This is a genomic window from Christiangramia aestuarii, assembly GCF_009735585.1.
Taxonomy (GTDB): Bacteria; Bacteroidota; Bacteroidia; order Flavobacteriales; family Flavobacteriaceae; genus Christiangramia; species Christiangramia aestuarii.
Window position 1 is genome coordinate 542,351 of sequence record NZ_VJVW01000002.1, and the last position, 23,292, is coordinate 565,642.

The window sequence follows — 23,292 nt, forward strand, 5'->3', positions numbered from 1 at the left end:
TTTCTTTAGTGTCTTTTCGGAAGTGAGTGATAAGGCTTTTTAAGCTCTTTAATAATCTTCACAGGATTACCGGCCGCCACAACCCCGGACGGTATATCTTTATTAACAACCGAACCTGCGCCTATTACAGCATGATCACCAATCTTAACACCGCGGAGAATAACAGTATTTACCCCTATAAAAACATGGTCTCCTATTTCTGTTATTCCTGTACCTGTATCATTGGGATCGATAACATGTGCTGCACCGTCATGAGATAAAATATAACAACCATGTGTAATAAGACAGTGATCACCAATCTTAACTTCCCCCCTTCTTACATCCAATTTAGCACCAAGGCTAATCATGGTGTTTTCCCCTATTGATGCACCGGAAGCTTTATAAAAACTCAACTGAATAAATCTTAGTAAATTACCCAACTGGTGTATTAATTTTCTAATAAGCAATTTCATTAGTTTAATGTTGAATTTAGTATTTCCGTAAAATCCTTTGCAATACGGTCTATGGAGAACTTTTCACGAGATACTTTGAAATTAGTTTGGGCCATAGAATTCCTTAATTCCTTATTAGCTAGCAAAGAACTTATAGCAGCTTCAAGCTCCTTTTTGTTTCCTGGCGGCACACAAACCCCATTTAAACCATCGTCCAATACTTCTCTGTGTGCTCCTACAGGAGTATAAATTAAAGGCTTTCCACAGGTCATTGCTTCTAATAAAGAACGCGAAAAACCTTCTGAGTAGGAAGCACTAATGAATAAGTCTGAGTTTTGAAAATGCTTTAATTTAACCTCACCATCAATGATCCCCAGATTACTATAGTTTTTAGCGTATTTCCCATTAATTATTTCTCTTTCTGCTACAAAAGGATCTTCATAATCAATTGGAGTTCCGTCAAACTGATTGTAAAACACTCCTCGTTCCCCTTTCCTCATGTTCCCTGCAAACTCAAATCGAACAAATGGAAATTTTTCTGCAATAGAAGGGATAATATCAACTATATCTGTATAGCCTTTGGCCTTGGTAAGGTGCCCTACCACTAAAATTTTCCCTCTGTTGAAATTAAAAATATCTTCATTGGGGAATTCCTCAGGAATTATTGATTGATAAAGTGTAAAGGTTTTTTCAGAACTCAAAAAAGGTTCAAATTCATCTCTTAAATAATTAGCCTGGACTATACCAACATCCACTTTTGATAGTGCATAACCAATTAGTTTTTTCGCGGCAGGATGAAATGACTTAAAATTAAGTTTAAAATGACTCCCCCTTAAATGTATGACCACTTTCGCTCCAAACAGCCTGGAAATAAGAATGGTCAAGACATCCCGTCCTAACCAGCCAATTTGGGTAGGGGTAATGGGATAATATACCACATCAGGTTTAAAAACCAGAAGCCGATAAAGAAGCTTATAGAAAAACGAAAAAAAGTTAAGGATCATGGAGGCTCCTAATTTTCCTTTTTTCGTATTATCCTTTCTGAAATTGGTTTTGAGAAAATTTATGGAAAAACTTTCATTAAGAATGGGAGATTCTGAAAGTTGCTTCATACTTAATTCAGGCCCGGAATAAGGAGGTGGTAAGGGACCAACAAATAAAACTTTTCTTTTCTTATGCATGCATTAGGGCTCTTGAAAATTGAGATCTCCAGTTTTCTACAGAAAGAAAATTACCCGTTCTTTCTGCATTACGGCAAAATGATTGCAACTTCTCTCTATCGAGCAATAAGTCTGCGATTGTTCTTACATTTTGATTTTGGTCTTCTGATAGTATCCAGCCATTTTTTCCATGTTGGAGATAGCTGATCTCAGGAGCATGATCTATAGACTCGAGTGTGATATATGGCCTCCCATAAGCAAATGCATGATTTATTGACAATCCAGAATGACCGGGCACGAAGACCAAAGAACAGTTCTTAATTATTTCTGAAATTTTATCCTCATTCACTAGAGCACCGTGCCATCGAATCTTTTCGTCTTTCTCTATTTTTTCCTGTACCAGTTTTGCCTCAGGTCCATCTCCAATTATGTCTAATTTTAAGCATTTTCCCTTCGACTTAAACAGTGCACTCAGATGAGAATAATATTCAAATAGAACGTCCAATTTTTTGGAGGGAATTAACCTACCTATAAAAAGAATTCTTGGTTCATTTTCATTAGGTAATTGAAAGTTATAAACCCTGGTAATTTCTTGGGTGTCTATGGTATTATTGGCCCAAAAAGCTTTTTTGGGGTTAATAAATTTATTCTCAATAGCCCACTTACAACTTTCTTCAGTATAAAAAATTACCCTATCCAATCTATTGAAGAAAAATTTGGTTAAAATTTTATCTAACAAGGTCACCTTACCTCCTTTTGACTTAAAAACAGGGTGGTTGTATGAAAAGAGTTTAACATGCTTATACCTTCTTTTTAAAATTAGGCAGTAAAGAAGTAATGGTAAATTCTTTTTTTCTGCTGGTAAAAGGACCCAGTTGAAGTTTTTAAATTCCTTTTTTAACTTCATTCGAACAATTGAGGAATTACCAAATTTTTCTTTTGGAATATTTACTCTTTCTAATAAAAAACTCCATTTCTCTGATTCAATTTCCTTATCCCCGTCCTTAATTCCACGACCTGATCCTGCTAACACAGTTAAACTTAGTTCTTCTGAGGAAAGACGAGAGAGAAAGCGTGCTTTATAATGGTTAAAGGTAGGGGCCATCCATAATACTTTAATCATAACCCCAAAATGTTATTATAGACTTCGAAATAATCTCTTTCCATTCTTTCTAAACTAAAGTTTTCGATGGCATACCTCCTACGCTCTAGGGCAGATTGTTCGATTTTTTTGTGATTATTGTAATAAAACAACATACGCTCTGCCATCGCCTGTTCACTTTTTAAGATATCCTCTGGTTCAAAAGGTTCAATTACTTCTCTCAACCCTCCGGAATCTTCAAATGCTAAAATTGGTTTGCCATTACTATAAGCCTCTACACCAACCAACCCAAAACCTTCATTATCTGATGGGTGTACACAAATATCAAATTCTTGATAGTAACTATTAACCTCTGTTATATAACCCGGCATTGTGATATATTTCTCTAGGCATTTTGCTTTGATCATCTGCCTGATGTTATCTGCCTCCGAACCATCACCTACAAGATAAAGAATACCTTTACCATTCATATTCAAAAATTTTTCAAAAGAATTAATTAGCCTATCAATTCTTTTCCGCCTGGTAAACCTTGAAACCATCCCAATTTTGAAACTAGGAGCGCATTCTTCTTTTCTTACTAAATTATTTTTAATTTCGATTTTAGAGCCGTTGAGAACCACAACTTTATATACATTTCCTAGGCCATAATGATTTCTTGAACAATTAAGAGTATACTGCGAATTCGCAATAAAACAACTCACATTGTTTAGAAGTTTCTTTTTTAAAGCTTCTCTTGAATGATATTTTATATAATTTTCTTTGCGGACCCCTTTTGAGAGCCCATGAATGGTATAGACATGTGGAAATTTCTGTGCTGCAAATAACTTAACTGGAGAAAAACTATGGAAATGTATTAGATCAAAATTTTTAAAGTCTTTTTTTAATCGCTTATAAATATTAAATCTAAAATCAAAACCTCCCTTCACCCCCGAATCTATAATATACAAACCATTATCCACTAAATCATTTAGATATTCACCCTTCCTTGAATCCAACATGATCGCCACATTTAATCCTCGTTTTTTCTGAGCAATAACAAGGTTCACGACAAGGCGCTCAAGTCCACCAATTCTTGGACTATTTAGGCAGTGCAGAATTTTCATTAATTTGTCTTAGGAAGTTTTCAACCATCACCTCTATGGTGTGATTCAAGTTAGCGTAGGATTGAACATTCTTTGAAATCGCCGAGTACGCATCCTCCTCTCCTAAGAGTAAGGAAATTTTTTTCGCAGCGGCTTCGATCGTATCTATGTCATAACCCAAATTGTTTTTCTCGATTACATTATCTGGATCAGCTCCCATGACTATAGTAGGAATACCTCTAAGCCAAGCCTGGATATAAGTATTTGAAAACCCCTCTGAGGTCGACGTATTTATTAATATTGCAGCTTCATCAAAATATTCTAAAGCTTTGCCAAAGGATACCTGTCCAGTTAAATCCAAGTTTGATGGTTTATTCTTAAATAAACTTTTACAGTAAGATACATCGGAGTGACCTCCAACCATTAAAAACTTAAGGTCGCTTTTCTCAAAGATCCTAGCTAATTCGATAAAAAGTTCTGGTCTTTTATGGCTTCCTAAATTCCCACACCATAAGACCGTTCTTAAATGAAATCTTTTTTCTGGCTGTATAACTACCTCTGGTCTTGGATGACCAGATACCATTCGCTGAGACTTTTTCCCGAATTGTTGTAGAAGAATGTTTTCCTGGACGTTATTTTGTGTAAAAGCTACATCGGCATATTTTATTGCTATCTGTCGTGCAAAATCAGAAGATAAACTAGCCGGAAAATTATAAACTATTTTGGCAAAATTTAGTTTTTGAAAAGAATTACGGATATTCTTAAACCTTCTAGGAGCGTTATTATCCGTACATATCCAAATAAATTTTTGATGATCATTTTTATATAAAATTGCCGAAAGCCCGAAGGAAGAGGACATTCTCTCAACAATATAATCTGGATCAATTTTAACCAGGGTTTTATAAATTAAACGCAGGTTTGCAATTGAATGCAAAGGTTTGTTAGGTAACCAATGTACTACAACATCATCTATAATACTTTTTGTAAAGGCCTTTTGAGAGGAAATCGAGCGACAAATATAATTAACAATAAAACCACTTTTGGCTAGTTGCTGGGATAAATAAAGTGCCTGCACTTCTGCACCCCCTCCTCGTTCTGATATATGATTTTGCTGAATAAAGCAAAAAGTCTTTTTTATCATTGACGATATTTGAGAATTTTTGCTGGATTACCTCCAACAATTGCATATTCGGGAACATCCTTAGTTACAATAGCTCCGGCTGCAATTATAGAACCTTTTCCAATTTTCTTTACCGAAGGTAAAATCATTGCCCTAGCACCAATCCAAACATCATCATCAACAACCACTGTTCTGAGAGGTGTCATTCCTTGTATTATCATTGGTTCTCTTAAATCATCGAATTTATGATTTGCAGCAAAGAATCTCACTTCCTCACCCATCATTACATTATTCCCAATTGTGGCATTAGAGACGGTACATTTTTTACCGATTCCCGAATCATCACCAATGGTTATTGTCGCACCGGTTCCTATAATAGCACCTTGCCCCACTTTAATTCTATTACCTGAAGTTAAAAACATCTGTTTACAAACAAAATTTCTAATTCTGTCTAATCCAAAAGAATAGAACATCGTATAGTGGGGCAAATGCCGCGCAAAAAAATAATATATAATTATCCAAAAACCTTTTCTAATCATTTTTCTATTGTGCAATTTTTTTTTGGTTTTCTTTTAGAATTTTTACCAATCGTAAACAATTTTGTCCAGTGTCGAATTTTTCTTCAGCAATTTTTCTCGAATTGTTTCCAAACTGGTTTATCTTCTCAGGATAATTAAGAAAATAATTGATAGCATCAACTAAATAATCAATATTCCTTTCTGGCACAAGAATGCCATTCTCATTATTTTTCACCAGATCTGGAATTCCGGCGTGAAAAGTACTGATAATGGGTAAACCAATAGCCATTGCTTCAAGAATTGCAGTAGGAGTATCTTCTTTGTCTCCAAATGGAATAGAAGTAGTACTAGGGTGTATGAAAACATGATGTAGCCTAAGCAATGAAACAACTTCTTCTTGACTTATATTACCAATTAGCTCCACCCTTTTAAAAAGCTCAGGGTTTTTCTTGATAAATTCCTCTATCTTCTCTCTTAAAGGGCCTTCCCCTACTATAGTAAATTTGAAGTTTTTATTTATAGATATTATTCTAATAAATGCTTTTAGAATTAGAATATGACTTTTTTTAGCAATTAATCTTGAAACAATAATAAATTTTACCGTCTCATTCGTCTGTACTTTTGGGGTACAATGTTCAAATTTATTTAGGTTTATTCCATTATAATCTAAAATGATCTTCTCTTCGTTACAACCTATTTCAACAAGGGTTTGCTGCGAAAAAGTACTTTTAGCAAATATGATATCTGACATTGAAAACAGCTGTTTATAAATTGCCGTAGAGCCGTATTGAGAAAGCCTTGATGAATAATCAAATCCAACAAAGTAAGTGCAAAATAATGCTTTAGGGTACAATTCTTTTAAAAAGAGAAAATTCAAACCAGTAGGTCCAAAAAAGCATATAAAAAAATCATGATTCTTATTTTCTAATTGCTTTAGCCTCAGATAAGAAATAGGTGCATTTCTTCTTTTTTGTAACGTAACAGAGTCATTCTTTAATCCTCTTCCTCCTAGGATTTTTTTTAAATAGAAGATAAAAAAGAGCTCTTTATTAAAAGCCTTCTGCCATCTTTTCAATGATATTCTAGGTGCTATAAAGAAATCTTTCAAGAATTCCTTAATTAAAAGATAGCCTTTATGTTTTTGAAAATATATAATATCCAAATTTGGATACTTATTTCTTACCTCATAGGATAAATGTTTATTTCCGCAAGTATTTGCATAAACTGTAACATTATATCCCATTTCTAAGAAAGAGAAAACCCTTGTGGAATTTGATACCTGACCGGAAGGAAATTCGGTAAAAATAAAAGCTATGTCCATTAGGTAAAGATTTTAATGATATTGAACCTTTTGAATTTTAAATACAATAGGTATAATACCGAAAAGGTAATGAGTTGAATCGCCAATTCTATTACATAAGAAAAATCTAACAAGTAATCCAAAAGAAAAGATGGTAGTGCTAAAAGTATGGCCATAAAAAAAAGAGAACCATAGTCTGCAAACTGTTCAGTTAAAGTATACCCTATTTCTTTTTTTGTGAAATATCCTGAAACTAATAATGTAATGACCCCGTTTATGACTTGCCCAATAATTACCCATTTAATACCAAAAGGAATTAGCCCGATCAATAAAATGAGACGGGTAACTTTACTTGTATTTTCTGAAATTAAGAATGATTTATCATTTCGAGATTTTAAAACATTTCTTAAAACCATTTGAGGGGCGAATAAACTAGAGGCAATAGCTAATATTTGAGCAAAGAAAATAGACTCTTCCCACTTGACAGTAAGTAACAATAATATAAGATTCTTTGAAATGGCTGCCAATACAAGGATAATAGGCATATAAATAATACATAACGTTCTTATTGTTTTCCTAGCAATAAAATTAACCTCATTACCGTCTTCAATTTTTGCATAAACAGGGAATATAGATTTTTGTACCACTTGTACAATTGCTTTTTGAGTAAAACTAGGGAAACTATGTCCTCGTGTATAAAAACCTAAAAGTTGAGCGCTAAAATAACGACCTATTATTATCTTGTTTAAATTATTAAAAATTGTACTTGTAATACTTTCAGAAAATATTTTGTGAGACCTTTTCCAAATCATATTTACCGAAGTACGATCCATAAAAAAATTAATTTTATGGTCTGATATGAAATTATGTAAACTTGTAGATAATAGGTTAGCAAAAAGTATTTGATAAATCAAACTCATTACTCCAAAGTCGTTATAAGCTAAAGTAATTCCTAAAATACCACTAGCTATAGCAGATACCACATCTATTTTCGAACGCTCCTTAAACAATAAATTGCGAACATTTAAATTAAATGGCACTATTTTAAATGCATTTATTAAAAGCAGAAATGATATTGGTAAAATTAAAGACTGAAGTTTCGGTTCTCTAAAGAAAATTGCAATATAATCGCTAGTAATATTTAATAGAATGAAACATATAATACCTAATAAAACGTTTAGAGTAAGAATTGAATCTAAAATCTTCCTATCAATATTTCGATATCTTACAACAACATATCCAAAACCACTATCAACAATTATGTCGAATAAATTAACAAATACCATTATCATTCCTAACAACCCGAAATCCATAGGATCTAGAATTCTCGCAAGTACAATTCCCACAGCGAATACGACAGTCTTTTGAGCTATATAGCCTACAAACGTCCATTTAGCACCGTGCTTAATGGCTTTTTTATGTTCAATCATAATTTTTTAAACTGTAGAATGATATATCCCTGAAAGTTGGTGTAAACTATTTTCCACAGTTAAATTTGCGACAGATTTAGCAATTGCTAATGAACGATTATTTAGTTCACTTCTTTTGTAGTATAAGCTTTCTAGCAAATTTGCGAGTTGATTATCAGGATTAGAAATTTGGTCATTGAAAAAATAGCCATTCATATTTTCTTCAATCACGTCGCATACACCATGCTTTTTTCCAACCACTATAGGTATCCCACATGCTAACGCCTCTAAAGCCGCACCGCTGAATGCCTCAACATAGGAGGTAGATACAAAAATATCACATGCTTTCATAGTATTTATCAATTCTGAATTTGGAAGCTCCAATTGTAATTTTGGAACACTAGGGATCATTCCTGTTAAAATAACCTGTTCCTTAATATTATAATCATTTAAAAGCCTTTCATAGTCACCTTTTGGGCCGATGCAAATACATTTAATCCTTAAATGTTTTAATTTTTTAATAGCTTTAAAAAGGAGTTTCATTCTCTTAACTGGGTGATTTCGCCCTAATGTCATTATTACAAATTCATCTGGTGATATCTTGTATTTTATTCTCATATCCTGGAAAGGAACTTCAGATATTTCCTTTGCTAAAACAGGGTTATGAATGATCTCAACTTTATCAGGATTGGCACCTAACTCGATAATATTGTTTTTATTAAGCGAACTAACTGCAATGATTTTATCACTATAATTAATAGTTTTAACTATTCTTTCTTTGACGTGGTTTTGAAGTGTGGCTCCGTAACCTATTGATGCCTCAACTTGAACATCTCCACCATGAGAATGAACAATACAGGGTTTATTTAATTCTTGGCTAGCTTTCATCGCTAAATATCCCCCCATATTTAACATAGATCCATGTAAAATGTTAAATCCATTATAACGAGAAAACCATTTAATTTGTTCTAAGTACCATCTATGGGTAACGTAAGAAAGCTTACGGAGTTTTATAAAATCATATCCATAATCTTTAGATTTAAAGCCGTCAACGGGACTCATTATAGTAAATCTTAAATCACTTTCTCTAATACTTTTCTGAGCCAATAAATGATTAACAATCTGCATGCCGCCTAGCTTAGGTAGATGGGTTGAAGCAATTAAACCTATTTTAAAAGTATTGGACATAAAAATTAAAATCGAATAATTGGGAAAGAAGATAATTTAACAAGTACCTGCTTTGTTTATATTTTTGATTGAAGAATTTAGAATATAGATGAATTTAACTAAGACAGTAATAATTATTATACCAATAAAGAAATCTTTCTACACCAATATCAATTGAAGTTTTAGGTAAATAATTAAAATCAGATTTAAGGTCTTCTACATCTGCCCATGTTTTTTCCACATCGCCCGGCTGCATAGGATACATTTCCTTAATTGCCTTTTCCCCGGTTTGTATTTCTATCTCTTCAATGAAATCTGTTAGTTTTACAGGTTTGCTGTTCCCGATATTATAAATAGAATAGGTCTTCTTGGCATCAGTAATAAGCGTCGAAATAATACCATTAATAATGTCGTCTATATATGTAAAGTCTCTATACAAGTCACCTCCGTTAAAAACTTTAATAGGCCTGTCATTTAGGATAGCGTCGGTAAATAAGAACATGGCCATGTCGGGTCTTCCCCAGGGACCATATACGGTAAAAAAACGTAATCCGGTGGTTGATATGTTGTACAGATGACTGTAGGTGTGGGCCATTAGTTCATTGCTTTTCTTTGTAGCAGCATATAAACTTATTGGGTGATCTACATTATCTGAGGTGCTCAAAGGCATTTTTTTGTTATTACCATAAACGCTGGAGGAACTTGCATAAACCAAATGCTTGATATTATTGTGACGGCAAGCTTCAAGGATATTCAGGAATCCAACAATATTACAGTCTACGTAGGTATGTGGATTTTCTATACTATACCGTACCCCGGCCTGGGCAGCTAAATTAACCACCTTGTCAAATTTTTCGGTCTTGAACAGATCCATTAATCGCTCTCTGTCTTCGAGGTTCATTCTAATAAATGAATAATCCGGATAAGTTTCACTTTGTACTTTTTCATACCAATTTTCAGCATGACGTGAAATTCCTGCATCTGCAAGTCGGGCATATTTTAACTCTACATCATAATAATCATTGATATTGTCAATGCCAACCACAGTATCTCCTCGCTCCACTAACGCCTTAGCTAAATGATGACCAATAAATCCTGCGGTTCCTGTAACCAGTATCTTCATATTATCAGAATTTAACCTGCTGTTGCAAGAGAAGTCAACTTTTTTTCCTTTGACATTTGTACGGCAGGCAATCCAATACTATTAGTTGCAAATCCGAGATTTGCTAACTTTTTTCTATCCAGTATGTTCCTACCATCAAATAAAAAGGCAGGTTTAAGCATACAGTTGTATATATTCTCCCAGTCATAGGCTTTAAACTCATCCCATTCTGTAAGCACTGCAATGGCATGAGCATCTTTACAGGCGGTGTACGGCTTCTCTACGACTTTTAGCAGATTGCGGTTTTCTTCAGGATTTCTGCTACCGAGGTAATCAAGATCAGCATATATCTGTTCCGCTTTTACCTTTGGGTCATAAACCACGATTTCTGCCCGTTCGTTTAACAGGTAATCGGCTACATAAATGGCAGCAGACTCCCGCGTATCGTTGGTGTCCTTTTTAAAGGCCCAACCTAATAAAGCTATTTTTTTCCCGGAAACGGTATTGAATAAAGTCTTTACTATATTTTCAGCAAACCTCCTTTTTTGATGATCGTTCATAATGATCACCTGCTCCCAGTAATCCGCAACTTCATTCAATCCAAAGGATTTGGCGATATAGACCAAGTTAAGAATATCTTTCTGAAAACAGCTACCTCCAAAACCTACAGAAGCTTTTAGGAATTTGGGCCCAATACGGGAATCCATTCCAATTGCCCTGGAAATCTCATTTACGTCTGCCCCGGTGTGCTCACAAAGCTCGCTCATGGCGTTGATACTGGATACACGTTGAGCTAAAAAAGCATTGGCGGTCAACTTAGAAAGTTCGGAGGACCAAACATTGGTGGTTAAAATTTTCTCTTCAGAAACCCAGGAAGCATAGACATCAACCAAAGCCTGTGTAGCAATTTTCCCAGCTTTTGAACTACTATCGCCACCAATAAGGATACGATCAGGATTATGAAGATCATCTATAGCGGTTCCTTCAGCCAGAAATTCCGGATTTGAGAGGATCTGGAAATTCACGCCATTCCCGGTATTATCCAGGATACTTTTAAGGGCTTCAGCCGTTCTAACAGGAAGCGTAGATTTTTCAACGATGATCTTATCTTCTTTTGCCACCCTGGCGATCTGACGGGCACAAAGTTCAATCCACTTTAGGTCGGCTGCCATACCTTTTCCAATTCCGTAGGTCTTGGTTGGTGTATTGACCGAAATAAAGATCATCTCTGCTTCATCGATGGCTTTATCCACTTCGGTAGAAAAGAACAGGTTTCTTCCCCTGGCCTCTGCAACCACCGCAGATAGTCCCGGTTCATAAATAGGAATATTCTCTACATTTTCATCATTCCAGGCAGCGATCCTTTCTTTGTTAATATCTACAACAGTAACCTTAATTTCCGGGTTCTTTTGCGCGATAACAGCCATAGTTGGTCCGCCTACGTAACCTGCTCCAATACAGCAAATATTCTTAATTTTCATTAATTGACCTTTTTAAGTTGTAGATGCTTCCAATACCATTTAACGGCTTCATTGAGACCAGAATCAATCTTGAACTTCGGGTTATAACCAAGTAAGTCTTGTGCTTTTTCCACTGAAGCCAGGGAATGAGGAATATCCCCGGCCCGATTAGGACCATGTATTATTTCTACATATTCTATTTTAGCATCGTACCTAGACAAATATTTCTTTAGTAACTGGGTTAATTCAAGTAGATTCGTCCTATCGCCGACAGCTGTATTATAAACCTGATTTATCGCCTCCTTATTTTCGGTTGTTAGAGCCAACAAATTCATCTGAACCACATTTTCGATATAAGTAAAGTCTCTGGAATAAGTGCCGTCTCCATTAATTACCGGGCTTTCATGGTTCATCAGTTGGATCACGAATTTTGGAATAACAGCTGCATAAGCACCATTAGGGTCCTGCTTTCTTCCAAACACATTAAAATACCTAAGTCCAATAGTATGTAAACCATAAGATTTATGAAATATATCAGCGTATAGTTCATTGACATATTTTGTAATAGCGTATGGTGAGAGGGGCTTTCCAATTTCATCTTCAACCTTTGGTAATTTCTCAGAATCACCATAGGTAGAAGAACTAGCGGCATACACAAAACGTTTAACTTCTGCATCCCTGGCCGCAACCAGCATATTTAAAAAGCCAGAAACATTCACCTCGTTACTAGTGATAGGATCATTTATAGATCTTGGTACAGAACCTAAAGCTGCTTCGTGTAAAATATAATCATGTCCAATTGCAGCTTTTTTACAGGTTTCCTGGTCACGTATATCACCTTCGATCAAGGTGAAATTAGGATTATCTAAAAATTCTTTTATATTCTTTCGATGTCCTGTTGAGAAATTATCCAGGCAAGTTACATTTGCATTCAGCGCAAGTAAAGCTTCGCACAGATTAGAACCTATAAACCCGGCACCGCCTGTAACTAAAACATTCTTACCAGTTAATTTCCTAATTTGTTCGTGCTGCATTTATAGTTTTCCGTTGGTTTGTTCAAGAATTCCTTTAACATCATAGATCACAGCTTGATCGTTTTTAAGTTTTTCCATATCCAAGCTTAAAAACTGATTGTGTGCTACCGTCAAAACTACTGCATCAAACTTTTCTGCTGGCAGCTTATTGATGGTTTCTAAATTATATTCATGCAATACTTCAGCAGGATTAGCCAGAGGATCGTAAATGGTGACCTCAGTTCCATAAGACTGTAACTCTCCTACCACATCTACCACTTTTGTATTTCGTACATCCGGGCAGTTTTCTTTAAAGGTGATCCCAAGAACCAAAACTTTTGCTCCTTTTACCTTCAAGTCGTTCTGCAACATCAATTTAATCACCTCCGAAGCCACGTATTTCCCCATGGAATCGTTCATACGTCTTCCCGCAAGGATGATCTCCGGATGATAACCAATTTCTTGGGCTTTCTGCGCCAGGTAATAAGGATCCACGCCTATACAATGCCCTCCCACAAGACCGGGTTTAAATGGCAAAAAGTTCCATTTGGTACCCGCTGCCTCCAGAACATCATTGGTATCGATATTCATTTTATTGAAGATCTTAGCCAGTTCATTTACAAAAGCAATATTTATATCTCTTTGAGAGTTCTCGATAACTTTAGCAGCCTCTGCCACTTTGATACTTGGCGCCAGATGAGTTCCGGCAGTGATCACGCTTTTATAAAGCTTATCTACTTTTTCTCCAACTTCCGGAGTAGAACCGGCGGTCACCTTCAAGATCTTTTCTACGGTATGCTCCTTATCTCCCGGGTTGATACGTTCCGGGGAGTACCCTACAAAGAAATCTTCGTTGAACTTTAGTCCGCTTACTCGCTCCAACACCGGCACACATTCATCCTCGGTCACTCCCGGGTACACGGTAGATTCATAGATCACCGTATCTCCTTTTTTCAATACACTAGCTACCGCTTCACTACTTTTATAAAGTGGCGTAAGATCTGGCCGGTTATTCTTATCTATAGGTGTAGGTACGGTGATGATATAATAATTACACTCCGTAATATCACCGAGATCTGAAGAGCAATATAAACCGTTTGGAGTTTTTGCTTCTTCCCCATCATTTCCAGTCTCAAAACCATTTACTCCAGAATCACTTAATTGCAAATGCAAAGATGGTTCAGTTACAAAAGGATAGGTTTTAAGCAAAACTTCTTTAAGTTTTTCATCTTCCACCTCCAGGGTAGTATCATGCCCTTTTCTTAATTCTTCAATCCTTTTAATATTGATATCGAATCCTACTACCGGATATTTCGTAGCAAATAATCTTGCCAGTGGTAGACCAACATATCCCAGGCCTATTACAGCTATTCTTGGTTGTTCAGTAAACATTTAATTTGAGATGTATTTAATAATAAAACAGGGCTTCGCCGCCGTGAGTCACATTTTGTAACTCCCGTAAATTTTTTGATAAGACCTGAGTGGGAAGATCATAGCCGGGACCGGCTAGTAATCGATAAGTAGGGTTAGTCAGGCTGCAATTTCTTACAGCCCGCAAATATAATTTGATGTCTCAATTAACACAAAATCAGAAGTGTTAAATTTTTAACTAATTATTAACGGCAATTAACGAAAGCGATGTAGTGGGTTAAAATCACTAATGAATCTTCATCCGATTAAGCTAAAACCTGTGTTTTCTGGGTTAAAGAAAAGCCAATAGTAAAACCTAACCCTCTGGTGTACAATTAAAAAGGATTTCAAGAAATACCTTAGAAAACCAAAAACCAGTTATTCAGTAAGTTTTCCCTATTATAAAGCATCTCTTTTTTTGTTTTGTAGTCCAATACCTTCTTTCCGGCATACTGGCAAATTGCCTGCCCGGCTGCCGTATCCCATTCCATGGTTGGCGCAAAACGCGGATATTGCTCTGCCCTGCCTTCAGCGACCATACATAATTTAAGGGAGCTGCCCTTGGAAATGGTTTCTACCTCGCCGTGCTCATCTTCGAGAGACCTGATGTATTCCTCAGTTTCAGGAGATAGGTGAGACTTACTGGCCACTACGGTATATTTTTTATTATTTATGGCTAAGGGCAATCTATCTGCCTTTTCAATCAACCCATCTAGGCTAGAATATTCCGTAATCCCTGCCAGTTTAAAAGAACCTATATCTTTAGAAGCAAAATAGAGCTCCTTAAGAGCGGGAACATAGATCACCCCCATGATGGGTTTCTGGTCTTCTACCAGGGCTATATTCACGGTAAACTCCCCGTTCCTTTTAATAAATTCCTTGGTGCCGTCTATAGGATCCACGATCCATAAGCGATCCCAGTTTTTCCTTTCTGAAAAAGGCAGATGCTTTCCTTCTTCAGACAATACCGGAATATCCGTCTTTTTCAGATATTCCATTATGATCTTATGCGAGGCCAGGTCGGCCTTGGTTAGTGGCGAATCATCACCTTTAAAGTCCACCTCAAAATCTTCATTTTCGTAGATCTCCATTATTCTTTTTCCTGCATCAAGAGATGCCTTTATCGCAATTTCGAGTAGTTCGTGCATTATATATTTTTATTGTTAAAGATTCGGTTTGGGTTGGATTCCGAATTCCAAATTCAAGATTTAGGACCAAAATGGCCAAATTCGAATTTCTTCACCTCCAATCCCACCAAATATTGCTAATTGATTATTGTTTATTGTTTACTGTTTATTGTCTCATTGTTTAAAGCCAGGTACCAGTCGATGGTTTTCAGGATGCCCGAATCAAAACTCTCCCGGGCTTTCCAGCCAAGTTCCTTTTTTATTTTGGAGGCATCTATGGCGTATCTTCTATCGTGCCCAGGCCGGTCCTGCACAAATTCTATCTGGTCTTTATAACTTCCGGAAGCTTTAGGCTGCTTTTTATCCAGGTGTTCGCAAATTAGCTTCGCGATACTTATATTATTCTTTTCCGCATCCCCGCCTATATTATAGACCTCACCAGGCCTGCCTTGTTTAAAGACCAGGTCTATCGCCCGGCAATGATCCTTAACATACAACCAGTCCCGGACATTCTTCCCATCCCCGTAAATAGGAATGGCTTCTCCAGCCAGAGCCTTGCGGATGATCGTAGGGATCAGCTTTTCCTGATGCTGCCTGGGACCATAGTTATTCGAGCAATTGGTAATTAGGGTATTCAGCCCGTAAGTATGGCGGTAACTACGAACCAGCATATCTGAAGAAGCCTTGCTGGCCGAATAGGGTGAATTAGGCGCGTAAGGGGTCCGCTCGGTAAAGTAACCCTTTTCCCCAAGGCTGCCGTAAACCTCATCTGTGGAAATATGATGAAAACGATTTTCCTCCTGTCCCTTTTTAGGGCTGAACGGCGAATCCATCCAGTACCTGTAGGCCACATCCAGTAAGGTAAAAGTCCCGTTCACGTTGGTCCTGATAAAAACTTCGGGGCCGGCAATGGAATTGTCCACATGGGATTCTGCCGCGAAATTGATCACTCCCGTAATCTTATATTTCTGAAAAACCTCCCTGACCAGCTCGCGATCGCAGATATCACCCTTTACAAAAGTATAATCTGGATGAGCATTTACCTGCTCCAGGTTTTCCAGGTTGCCCGCATAGGTAAGCAGGTCGAGATTTACCAGCTTTACCCCGGGGTTGTTTTGCAGGAACAGCGGGATAAAATTGGAACCTATGAAACCCGCTCCTCCGGTGATCAAAATAGATCTGTCTTTTAAATTCATTTCGCAGCTCTTTTCAGTAAATATTCACCATAACCGCTTTTCCTAAGAGGTTCGGCAAGCTTTAGAAAATCTTCCCTGGAGATATAGCCTTTTTCATAGGCTATCTCTTCCAGACAGGCTACTTTAAGCCCCTGCCTTTTTTCGATGATATGTATAAAATTAGAAGCCTCCAGCATAGACTCGTGGGTTCCGGTATCCAGCCAGGCGTAACCCCGGCTTAAGATCTCCATTTTCAGCTGCTCCTTTTCCAGGTAAGCATTTATTACCGAGGTGATCTCTAACTCGCCACGACCACTGGGCTTCACTTTTTTGGCTATATCCACTACTGAAGAAGGGAAGAAATACAGGCCTACGATCGCGAAATTGCTTTTTGGATCTTTTGGCTTCTCCTCTATGCTCAATACCCGGCCGGAATTATCGAACTCGGCCACCCCATATCTCTGGGGCTCATTCACATAATAACCAAAGATCGAGGCTTTATTCTCCTGCTGAACATTCTCCACAGATTTCTTTAACAGGCCGGTAAAGCCATGCCCATAAAAAATATTATCTCCCAGCACCAGACATACATCATCCTCTCCTATGAAATCTTCACCAATGATAAAGGCCTGGGCCAGACCTTCAGGTTTTTCCTGTACGGCATAAGAAAACTGCATTCCCAGTTCTGAGCCGTCACCAAGCAACTTCTGAAAACTGGACAGATCATCGGGCGTGGAAATGATCAACACCTCCCTGATACCTGCCAGCATAAGGACAGATAAGGGATAATAGATCATAGGTTTGTCATAAATATTCAGTAACTGCTTGGAGACTCCCCGGGTAATGGGATATAACCTGGTACCAGAGCCGCCGGCAAGAATAATTCCTTTCATTTAAACTAATTTTTCAGCTTTTTGCTTCTGGGTTTTTATCCATTTAAAGGTCGGGATAAGACCATCCCTTAATTTTTGTGATGGTGCCCAACCCATTTTTTCACTAAACAATGCATTATTAGAATTACGACCCCGCACTCCTAACGGACAGGGAAACCCGTACTTTTCTTCAAATTCCCTTCCGGCGATATTTTTGATCCTTAGATCCTTTCCAGATATTTCGATGGCCATCCTGGCTAGCTCGTTTATCGACACCATCTCTTCAGAACCAATATTAACAGGACCTCTGAAATTATCCTGCCTCACAAAACTAAAGATTGCCTTCACGGCTTCCTCTATATAAAGGAACGATCTTGTCTGGCTGCCATCTCCCCAAACCTCAACTTCATTCTGGGCTTCGATGACCTTTCTACACATGGCCGCAGGAGCCTTTTCCTTGCCGCCCTGCCAGGTTCCCTTGGGCCCAAATACATTATGTAATCTTGCTATTCTTATATTTAGCTTATAATTTCGATGATAAGAAAAGAACAGTCTTTCACTAAACAGTTTTTCCCATCCATATTCTGAATCCGGGTTGGCTGGATAGGCCGTATCTTCCCGGCAATCAGGATTGCTGGAATCCATTTGATTAGCCTCGGGGTACATACAGGCTGAGGAACTATAAAAGATCCTTCCTGCACCTACTTTCGAAGCTGTCTTTAAAAGATTGAGATTTATAAGCACAGAATTATGCATGATATCAGCATCATTCTCACCGGTAAAAACATATCCGGCTCCACCCATATCTGCAGCAAATTGATACACTTCATCAAAGCTTTCAGCCCCATCCTCCTCCAAATGCGTGGGAAGCCTAAGCACTCTTTCCACAAAAGCAGGTTCGCGAAGGTCTCCTTCAAGATATTCATCACATATATCTTGCTCACTCCAGAACTCATGCTGGGCTTTTATATCGGCAATACGTACCCAAAAACCCTGATTTTTTAAATGGTAAGCAATGTGCCCGCCAATAAACCCGGCCCCGCCAAGAACTAAAGCTGATTTTTTCATAATATGAATATGGAATCCTTCACAATTTATCCTAATGTGATGTTTTCAAAATTAGGATTAAATTTTACAATTGCCGAGGATGGGCGAAATTTTAGAAAAAATTAGGGATTAAAAGACATTTAGAAAAAGTAAATAGAGGCGAATAGGATGCAGACTTTAGATCACATCCTGAATATTGGCTGTAAGGGTCCAGCCAATGTCGGGCAGGATTAGTTTAAGCTTTTTGCTGCCCACCTCTTTGATGATAGCTTCTTTTTTAGCGAAGGTACCGGTTTTTATTTCCACCTTATCGCCGGCGTTTAGCTTGCTTACTGTAAAACCGTCCAGTTTATCATTATTAATCCAGGACCTTATCGCCTCTATTTCCTCATCCTTGGCCAGGGCGGGCTTATCCAGCCATTTTAAGAATCCAAGCACGCCTGGAGCTTCAAAAACCTGGTTCCTTTTCGCCGGCTCCATACTCACAAAGATATAGGTACGGAATAATGGCAATGTCACTTTTTTCTTACGATCTGACCACTGCCTGACCTCGGTAACCATAGGACAGTACACCTCCATGCCGAGATCTTCCAGGAGCTGAGCCGTTTTGATCTCGTGCTGCGGTTTTGTACGTACTACATACCAGGGCATCTTCAGGATTGTTTAGCCTAACAAAGAAAGAAAATATTGAACGATTATTAAAGGGGAATTTAACCCTTTCGGGGTATTGAGCATTAATTATTGCTATTATCTATTCATTATTGCTGATTAGAAAATGATGGAAGCAATAAATTAATTGACCATTGAAAAAGGATAATTGACAGGCATTAAATATGGATAGCTTATTCCTTAAAGCCTATAACTAAAAAAGCCTGAACTTTCGTTCAGGCTTTTTGCATTTTGTTGGCCTACTAGGGCTCGAACCTAGACTCTTCTGGACCAAAACCAGACGTGTTGCCAGTTACACCATAGGCCAATGCTTGAATGCGGATGCAAATTTAAGACAAAGTTTATTTCACACAAACTTTTTTGAGAAATTTTCTGGAAAAAGTTGAGATTTATTTTCTGCCTTCTCGCCCCGGCTTCATTTTCAGCTTATTCCAAAATAAACGCTTTTGTTTGCCGTTTTGAAAGCATTCAGCATTTTATTATTAAATTCGCCCCTTTAGTACAATTAGGCTAATATTTATGACAGATCTTAACTTTAGCAAGTGGAACAAAATCCTGGGATGGCTGGTTTTTGTGATCGCTTTGACTACCTACACGCTTACGCTCGAACCTACGGCAAGTTTCTGGGATGCCGGTGAATATATTGCAACCTCTGCGAACCTGGAAGTAGGTCACCCTCCCGGTGCCCCTTTTTATCAGATGATGGGAGCATTTTTCTCCACTTTTGCTCCAGATGAAACCCAGGTCGCCCTGATGGTGAACTTTATGTCTGGTTTTGCCAGCGCCATAGCGATCATGTTCATGTTCTGGTCTATCACTATGCTGGTACTGAAGGTCGCCGGACCCGTAACCAAATTATCACCCGCCAGGAAAATGGCCGTACTGGGAAGTTCCCTGGTAGGATCCCTGGCCTTTACCTTTACCGACAGCTTCTGGTTCAATGCCGTAGAAGCCGAAGTTTATGCCATGGCCGCCTGTTTTATGAGCGTCATGTTCTACCTGGGCCTTAAATGGGAAAGGGATATGTTTACCCCCAGGGGTAACCGCTGGATCATCCTGATCTCCCTGGTGATAGGACTCTCGTTCGGGGTCCACTTTATGGGACTGCTTACCCTGCCCGCTATCGGCTTTCTTTATTTCTTCAAGAACTATAAGGAGGTAACCGTTAAGAATTTCCTTATCGCCAACGTGGTGGTGGTAGCCGTACTAATGTTCATCTTTAAACTGCTTTTACCTTATACCCTTACCTTTTTCTCGGCTTCAGAACTATTCTTCACCAATACGCTGGGAATGCCATTCAACACAGGTACCATCGTGGCGCTGTTAGTGATCGTGGCCGCCTTCTATTTCGGGATCAATTATACCCGAAAAAAGAACCTTTACAAATACAATACGCTGTTGCTTTGCATCCTGTTCGTGCTTATAGGTTTCTCCAGCTGGGTCATGCTCCCTATAAGGAGTAATGCGCCTACAGTGATCAATGAGAACAGTCCCGACAATGCCCGGGAACTTCTGGCCTATTATAACCGTGAACAATACGGCGAAACCCATTTATTTTATGGCCCACAGTGGTCTGAAATGTATTCTGGCCTGGACCCTGAAAATCCTTACGAAGACGCCAAGCCTAAATACGAAAAAGATGAGGAACTGGGCAAATATGTTATCGTGAACGATTACAAGAATGCCAAGCAGAACCTGGATGACGATCATAAAGCCATCCTGCCAAGAATGTGGAGTACAGAGCATGCGGTTAACTACATGACCTTAACCGGTCCGCTTGATTTTAAGATCAAGGCTGAATACCAGAACGAGGAAAGACTGCTGCAGGCGGTGAACCAGTTCAGAAGCCAGTTTGCCCGCGGAGAAAGGGACCTGGAAGATTATCATAATTTCCTGAAACAGTTCAGCGAATATATAGATGTTGAAAAGCCAAGTTTCGCCTCCAACATAGGCTACCTGCTGGAATACCAGATAGGTTATATGTACTGGAGGTATTTTATGTGGAATTTCACCGGCCGACAGGACGATATTCAGGGAAAATATACCGACCTGCATGGAAACTGGATCAGTGGGATAGACTTCATCGACAAATGGCATATTGGTACGCAGGACTTCCTGCCTTCAGATGCCAGGGACAATAAGGCGAGAAACACCTATTTCTTCCTACCCTTCATTCTTGGATTGATAGGACTCGTGTTTCACCTGAAAAGAGATAAAAAGAACTTCTGGGTACTGATGGTCTTTTTCCTGTTCACCGGGATCGCCCTGAAGATCTATCTTAACGAAAGGCCTTTTGAACCGAGGGAAAGGGATTATGCCCTGGTTGGTTCTTTCTACGTATTCGCCATCTGGATAGGCTTCGGTGTTTATGCCCTTTTTGATAAGCTGAAAAGCTTTATCACCCCTAAGATCGCTGCGCCGGTAGTAATCGCGGCAAGCCTGCTATGCGTGCCGGTATTGCTGGCTTCAGAAAACTGGGATGACCACGACCGTTCGGGCAGGGACAGTGCCCTGACCATGGCCAAAATGTACCTGGATTCGGTAGATGAGAATGGGATCTTATTCACCATTGGTGATAATGACACCTTCGCGCTCTGGTATGTTCAGCAAGTTGAAAAATACAGGACAGATGTTCGTATCGTCAACACCAGCCTGCTGGCTACTGACTGGTATATAGACCAGATGAAACGCAAGGCTTTTGAAAGTGATGCCCTGCCTTCTCAACTGGAAAATGATTTTTATAATGGTAAGAACGATGCCATTTTCCTTAGGGAAGTTACCCAGGACACCATTCCAATCGATACCTGGATGAACTATATAGAAAATGAGGATCCGCGAACCCAGGCAGAACTGCAGAGCGGAACCTTTATCAATACCTTCCCTTCAAGACATGTCCGAATCCCGGTAGACAAAAAGACCGTCCTTGAAAACGGGATCGTAGACGAATCTGAAGCTGATGAGATCGTAGATCATATTGATATCACCATTGGAGACCAGATTTTATATAAGAACAGATTATTAATGCTGGACATCCTGGCCAACAACGACTGGGAAAGACCTATTTACTTTACCGGTGGTAGTTTTGGGGACGATGATTACCTGTGGATGAAAGACTACCTGCAACTGGAAGGAGTGACCTATAAACTGGTACCTATCCGTACGCCTCTTAATCCGCGTAACCCGTTCGATATGGGAAGGGTGAATACCGAGAAGATGTACAACATCGTGAAGAACTGGGACTGGGGCAATATGGGCTCAGATGATATTTACCATGACCCTGAAACCAGGAAAAATTCCATCACTTACAGGAGCAACCTGGCCAGGCTTACAGAAAACCTGCTGCAGGAAGGGGATACCATCCACGCCGAAGAGATCCTGGACCTGGGCATGAAGCATATGCCGGTTGAGCATTATGAATATTACACTTTGCTGGAGCCGTTCATTTCCGGATACTATGAAGTGAACAAACCTCAAAAGGCCAGGGAGATCTGGGAAAAGGTGGCGAGCAAATACCAGGAGAACCTGAAATTCTTCAGCAACTGGGAGGTAGAGCGCCAATACCGTTATGCCGATGAGATCATAACCGATATGGAGCGTTACCGAGGCCTGGTAGATATGATGATGATGTATGAAGACCGGGAAACCGCGAAAAAGAAGGCAGAGGAATTCAATAATTACCTGAAACTTTTCAGGCATTTCTACAGGGAAGATGAACAGATAGACGCTAATGCCAAGTCGCCTGAAGAAGAATTGCTGGAAGCGCTCGATGGCGCCACTCCGGTAGAACCAAATATCGACAGTACGGCTCTAGACTCTGTGGAAGAGTAGCAGGAAGTTAGGAGTTTGGAGTTTGGAGTTTGGAGTTTGGAGTTTGGAGTTTGGAGTTTGGAGTTTGGAGTTTGGAGTTTGGAGTTTGGAGTTTGGAGTTTGGAGTTTGGTAAGTTATTGAAGGATTGGTTATTGTGCTACAACCTGTAACAGAACTTATCAATTACTATGTACAATTATAAATTGAGTTCCTTAGTCTGCGGAAGGGTCGAAGGCTTTCCCCTGGTTTGGTTAGCCATTCATTGTTCCTGGGAATATCAAAAGACTTATTCGTGAATTCGTGGCCATTTAAATGATCTT

19 protein-coding genes and 1 tRNA gene are annotated in these 23,292 nt (G+C 38.6%); 1 reads left to right on the plus strand and 19 read right to left on the minus strand.

Going from position 1 to position 23,292, the window contains the following annotated elements; genetic code table 11:
- Positions 1-5 precede the first annotated feature (5 nt).
- From FLP08_RS16550 to FLP08_RS06475, 19 genes are all read right to left on the minus strand, one after another.
- Positions 6-452, minus strand: a complete 447-nt coding sequence (locus FLP08_RS16550) for an acyltransferase (protein WP_156275153.1) — start codon at positions 450-452, stop codon at positions 6-8.
- Positions 452-1,435, minus strand: coding sequence for a glycosyltransferase family 4 protein (locus tag FLP08_RS06390; RefSeq protein WP_162430954.1), 984 nt, complete (start codon positions 1,433-1,435; stop codon positions 452-454). The genes FLP08_RS16550 and FLP08_RS06390 overlap by 1 nt, the downstream gene beginning before the upstream one ends.
- Before the next feature lie 169 nt (positions 1,436-1,604).
- The gene (locus FLP08_RS06395) at positions 1,605-2,696 is read right to left on the minus strand and encodes a glycosyltransferase family 4 protein (RefSeq protein ID WP_162430956.1); all 1,092 of its coding nucleotides are present in this window, start codon (positions 2,694-2,696) and stop codon (positions 1,605-1,607) included.
- 14 nt (positions 2,697-2,710) lie between these two features.
- On the minus strand, positions 2,711-3,796 hold the full coding sequence (locus FLP08_RS06400; protein ID WP_156275159.1) for a glycosyltransferase family 4 protein: 1,086 nt from the start codon (positions 3,794-3,796) through the stop codon (positions 2,711-2,713).
- Positions 3,771-4,916, minus strand: a complete 1,146-nt coding sequence (locus FLP08_RS06405) for a glycosyltransferase family 4 protein (protein ID WP_156275161.1) — start codon at positions 4,914-4,916, stop codon at positions 3,771-3,773. The genes FLP08_RS06400 and FLP08_RS06405 overlap by 26 nt, the downstream gene beginning before the upstream one ends.
- The gene (locus FLP08_RS06410) at positions 4,913-5,449 is read right to left on the minus strand and encodes an acyltransferase (protein ID WP_202912751.1); all 537 of its coding nucleotides are present in this window, start codon (positions 5,447-5,449) and stop codon (positions 4,913-4,915) included. The genes FLP08_RS06405 and FLP08_RS06410 overlap by 4 nt, the downstream gene beginning before the upstream one ends.
- The gene (locus FLP08_RS06415) at positions 5,439-6,734 is read right to left on the minus strand and encodes a glycosyltransferase (protein WP_156275162.1); all 1,296 of its coding nucleotides are present in this window, start codon (positions 6,732-6,734) and stop codon (positions 5,439-5,441) included. The genes FLP08_RS06410 and FLP08_RS06415 overlap by 11 nt, the downstream gene beginning before the upstream one ends.
- The gene (locus tag FLP08_RS06420; RefSeq protein ID WP_156275164.1) at positions 6,734-8,143 is read right to left on the minus strand and encodes a lipopolysaccharide biosynthesis protein; all 1,410 of its coding nucleotides are present in this window, start codon (positions 8,141-8,143) and stop codon (positions 6,734-6,736) included. The genes FLP08_RS06415 and FLP08_RS06420 overlap by 1 nt, the downstream gene beginning before the upstream one ends.
- A 6-nt stretch (positions 8,144-8,149) precedes the next feature.
- Positions 8,150-9,310: a glycosyltransferase family 4 protein gene (locus tag FLP08_RS06425; RefSeq protein WP_156275165.1), complete on the minus strand. Its 1,161-nt coding sequence runs from the start codon at positions 9,308-9,310 to the stop codon at positions 8,150-8,152.
- A gap of 94 nt (positions 9,311-9,404) precedes the next feature.
- A complete protein-coding gene (locus FLP08_RS06430; protein ID WP_156275166.1) occupies positions 9,405-10,412 on the minus strand; it encodes an NAD-dependent epimerase in 1,008 nt (335 codons plus the stop codon).
- A gap of 11 nt (positions 10,413-10,423) precedes the next feature.
- On the minus strand, positions 10,424-11,872 hold the full coding sequence (locus FLP08_RS06435; RefSeq protein ID WP_156275170.1) for a nucleotide sugar dehydrogenase: 1,449 nt from the start codon (positions 11,870-11,872) through the stop codon (positions 10,424-10,426).
- A complete protein-coding gene (locus FLP08_RS06440) occupies positions 11,872-12,885 on the minus strand; it encodes an SDR family oxidoreductase (protein WP_156275172.1) in 1,014 nt (337 codons plus the stop codon). The genes FLP08_RS06435 and FLP08_RS06440 overlap by 1 nt, the downstream gene beginning before the upstream one ends.
- On the minus strand, positions 12,886-14,256 hold the full coding sequence (locus FLP08_RS06445) for a nucleotide sugar dehydrogenase (RefSeq protein WP_156275174.1): 1,371 nt from the start codon (positions 14,254-14,256) through the stop codon (positions 12,886-12,888).
- Between the two features lie 377 nt (positions 14,257-14,633).
- The gene (cysQ, locus tag FLP08_RS06450; RefSeq protein ID WP_156275176.1) at positions 14,634-15,422 is read right to left on the minus strand and encodes a 3'(2'),5'-bisphosphate nucleotidase CysQ; all 789 of its coding nucleotides are present in this window, start codon (positions 15,420-15,422) and stop codon (positions 14,634-14,636) included.
- Between the two features lie 131 nt (positions 15,423-15,553).
- On the minus strand, positions 15,554-16,597 hold the full coding sequence (rfbB, locus tag FLP08_RS06455; RefSeq protein ID WP_156275178.1) for a dTDP-glucose 4,6-dehydratase: 1,044 nt from the start codon (positions 16,595-16,597) through the stop codon (positions 15,554-15,556).
- Entirely contained in the window at positions 16,594-17,469 is an 876-nt protein-coding gene (rfbA, locus tag FLP08_RS06460; RefSeq protein ID WP_156275180.1) for a glucose-1-phosphate thymidylyltransferase RfbA, read from the minus strand. The genes rfbB and rfbA overlap by 4 nt, the downstream gene beginning before the upstream one ends.
- A complete protein-coding gene (locus FLP08_RS06465) occupies positions 17,470-18,516 on the minus strand; it encodes an NAD-dependent epimerase/dehydratase family protein (RefSeq protein ID WP_156275182.1) in 1,047 nt (348 codons plus the stop codon).
- A gap of 156 nt (positions 18,517-18,672) precedes the next feature.
- The gene (locus FLP08_RS06470; RefSeq protein ID WP_156275184.1) at positions 18,673-19,146 is read right to left on the minus strand and encodes a UpxY family transcription antiterminator; all 474 of its coding nucleotides are present in this window, start codon (positions 19,144-19,146) and stop codon (positions 18,673-18,675) included.
- A 252-nt stretch (positions 19,147-19,398) separates the two neighbouring features.
- A tRNA-Gln gene (locus tag FLP08_RS06475) sits at positions 19,399-19,471 on the minus strand.
- A 212-nt stretch (positions 19,472-19,683) separates the two neighbouring features.
- Here FLP08_RS06475 and FLP08_RS06480 point away from each other — a divergent pair.
- Positions 19,684-22,992, plus strand: a complete 3,309-nt coding sequence (locus FLP08_RS06480) for a DUF2723 domain-containing protein (RefSeq protein WP_156275186.1) — start codon at positions 19,684-19,686, stop codon at positions 22,990-22,992.
- Positions 22,993-23,292 lie beyond the last annotated feature (300 nt).

Excerpts from the sequence above, each read along its gene's own strand:
- FLP08_RS06400 (WP_156275159.1), bottom strand. The coding sequence starts at position 3,796 with ATGAAAATTCTGCACTGCCTAAATAGTCCAAGAATTGGTGGACTTGAG.
- FLP08_RS06420 (WP_156275164.1), bottom strand. The coding sequence starts at position 8,143 with ATGATTGAACATAAAAAAGCCATTAAGCACGGTGCTAAATGGACGTTT.
- FLP08_RS06445 (WP_156275174.1), bottom strand. The coding sequence starts at position 14,256 with ATGTTTACTGAACAACCAAGAATAGCTGTAATAGGCCTGGGATATGTT.
- FLP08_RS06425 (WP_156275165.1), bottom strand. The coding sequence starts at position 9,310 with ATGTCCAATACTTTTAAAATAGGTTTAATTGCTTCAACCCATCTACCT.
- FLP08_RS06480 (WP_156275186.1), top strand. The coding sequence starts at position 19,684 with ATGACAGATCTTAACTTTAGCAAGTGGAACAAAATCCTGGGATGGCTG.
- FLP08_RS06430 (WP_156275166.1), bottom strand. The coding sequence starts at position 10,412 with ATGAAGATACTGGTTACAGGAACCGCAGGATTTATTGGTCATCATTTA.
- rfbA (WP_156275180.1), bottom strand. The coding sequence starts at position 17,469 with ATGAAAGGAATTATTCTTGCCGGCGGCTCTGGTACCAGGTTATATCCC.
- FLP08_RS16550 (WP_156275153.1), bottom strand. The coding sequence starts at position 452 with ATGAAATTGCTTATTAGAAAATTAATACACCAGTTGGGTAATTTACTA.
- rfbB (WP_156275178.1), bottom strand. The coding sequence starts at position 16,597 with ATGAATTTAAAAGACAGATCTATTTTGATCACCGGAGGAGCGGGTTTC.
- FLP08_RS06435 (WP_156275170.1), bottom strand. The coding sequence starts at position 11,872 with ATGAAAATTAAGAATATTTGCTGTATTGGAGCAGGTTACGTAGGCGGA.
- FLP08_RS06390 (WP_162430954.1), bottom strand. The coding sequence starts at position 1,435 with ATGATCCTTAACTTTTTTTCGTTTTTCTATAAGCTTCTTTATCGGCTT.
- FLP08_RS06440 (WP_156275172.1), bottom strand. The coding sequence starts at position 12,885 with ATGCAGCACGAACAAATTAGGAAATTAACTGGTAAGAATGTTTTAGTT.
- FLP08_RS06405 (WP_156275161.1), bottom strand. The coding sequence starts at position 4,916 with ATGATAAAAAAGACTTTTTGCTTTATTCAGCAAAATCATATATCAGAA.
- FLP08_RS06415 (WP_156275162.1), bottom strand. The coding sequence starts at position 6,734 with ATGGACATAGCTTTTATTTTTACCGAATTTCCTTCCGGTCAGGTATCA.
- FLP08_RS06465 (WP_156275182.1), bottom strand. The coding sequence starts at position 18,516 with ATGAAAAAATCAGCTTTAGTTCTTGGCGGGGCCGGGTTTATTGGCGGG.
- FLP08_RS06470 (WP_156275184.1), bottom strand. The coding sequence starts at position 19,146 with ATGCCCTGGTATGTAGTACGTACAAAACCGCAGCACGAGATCAAAACG.
- FLP08_RS06395 (WP_162430956.1), bottom strand. The coding sequence starts at position 2,696 with ATGGCCCCTACCTTTAACCATTATAAAGCACGCTTTCTCTCTCGTCTT.
- cysQ (WP_156275176.1), bottom strand. The coding sequence starts at position 15,422 with ATGCACGAACTACTCGAAATTGCGATAAAGGCATCTCTTGATGCAGGA.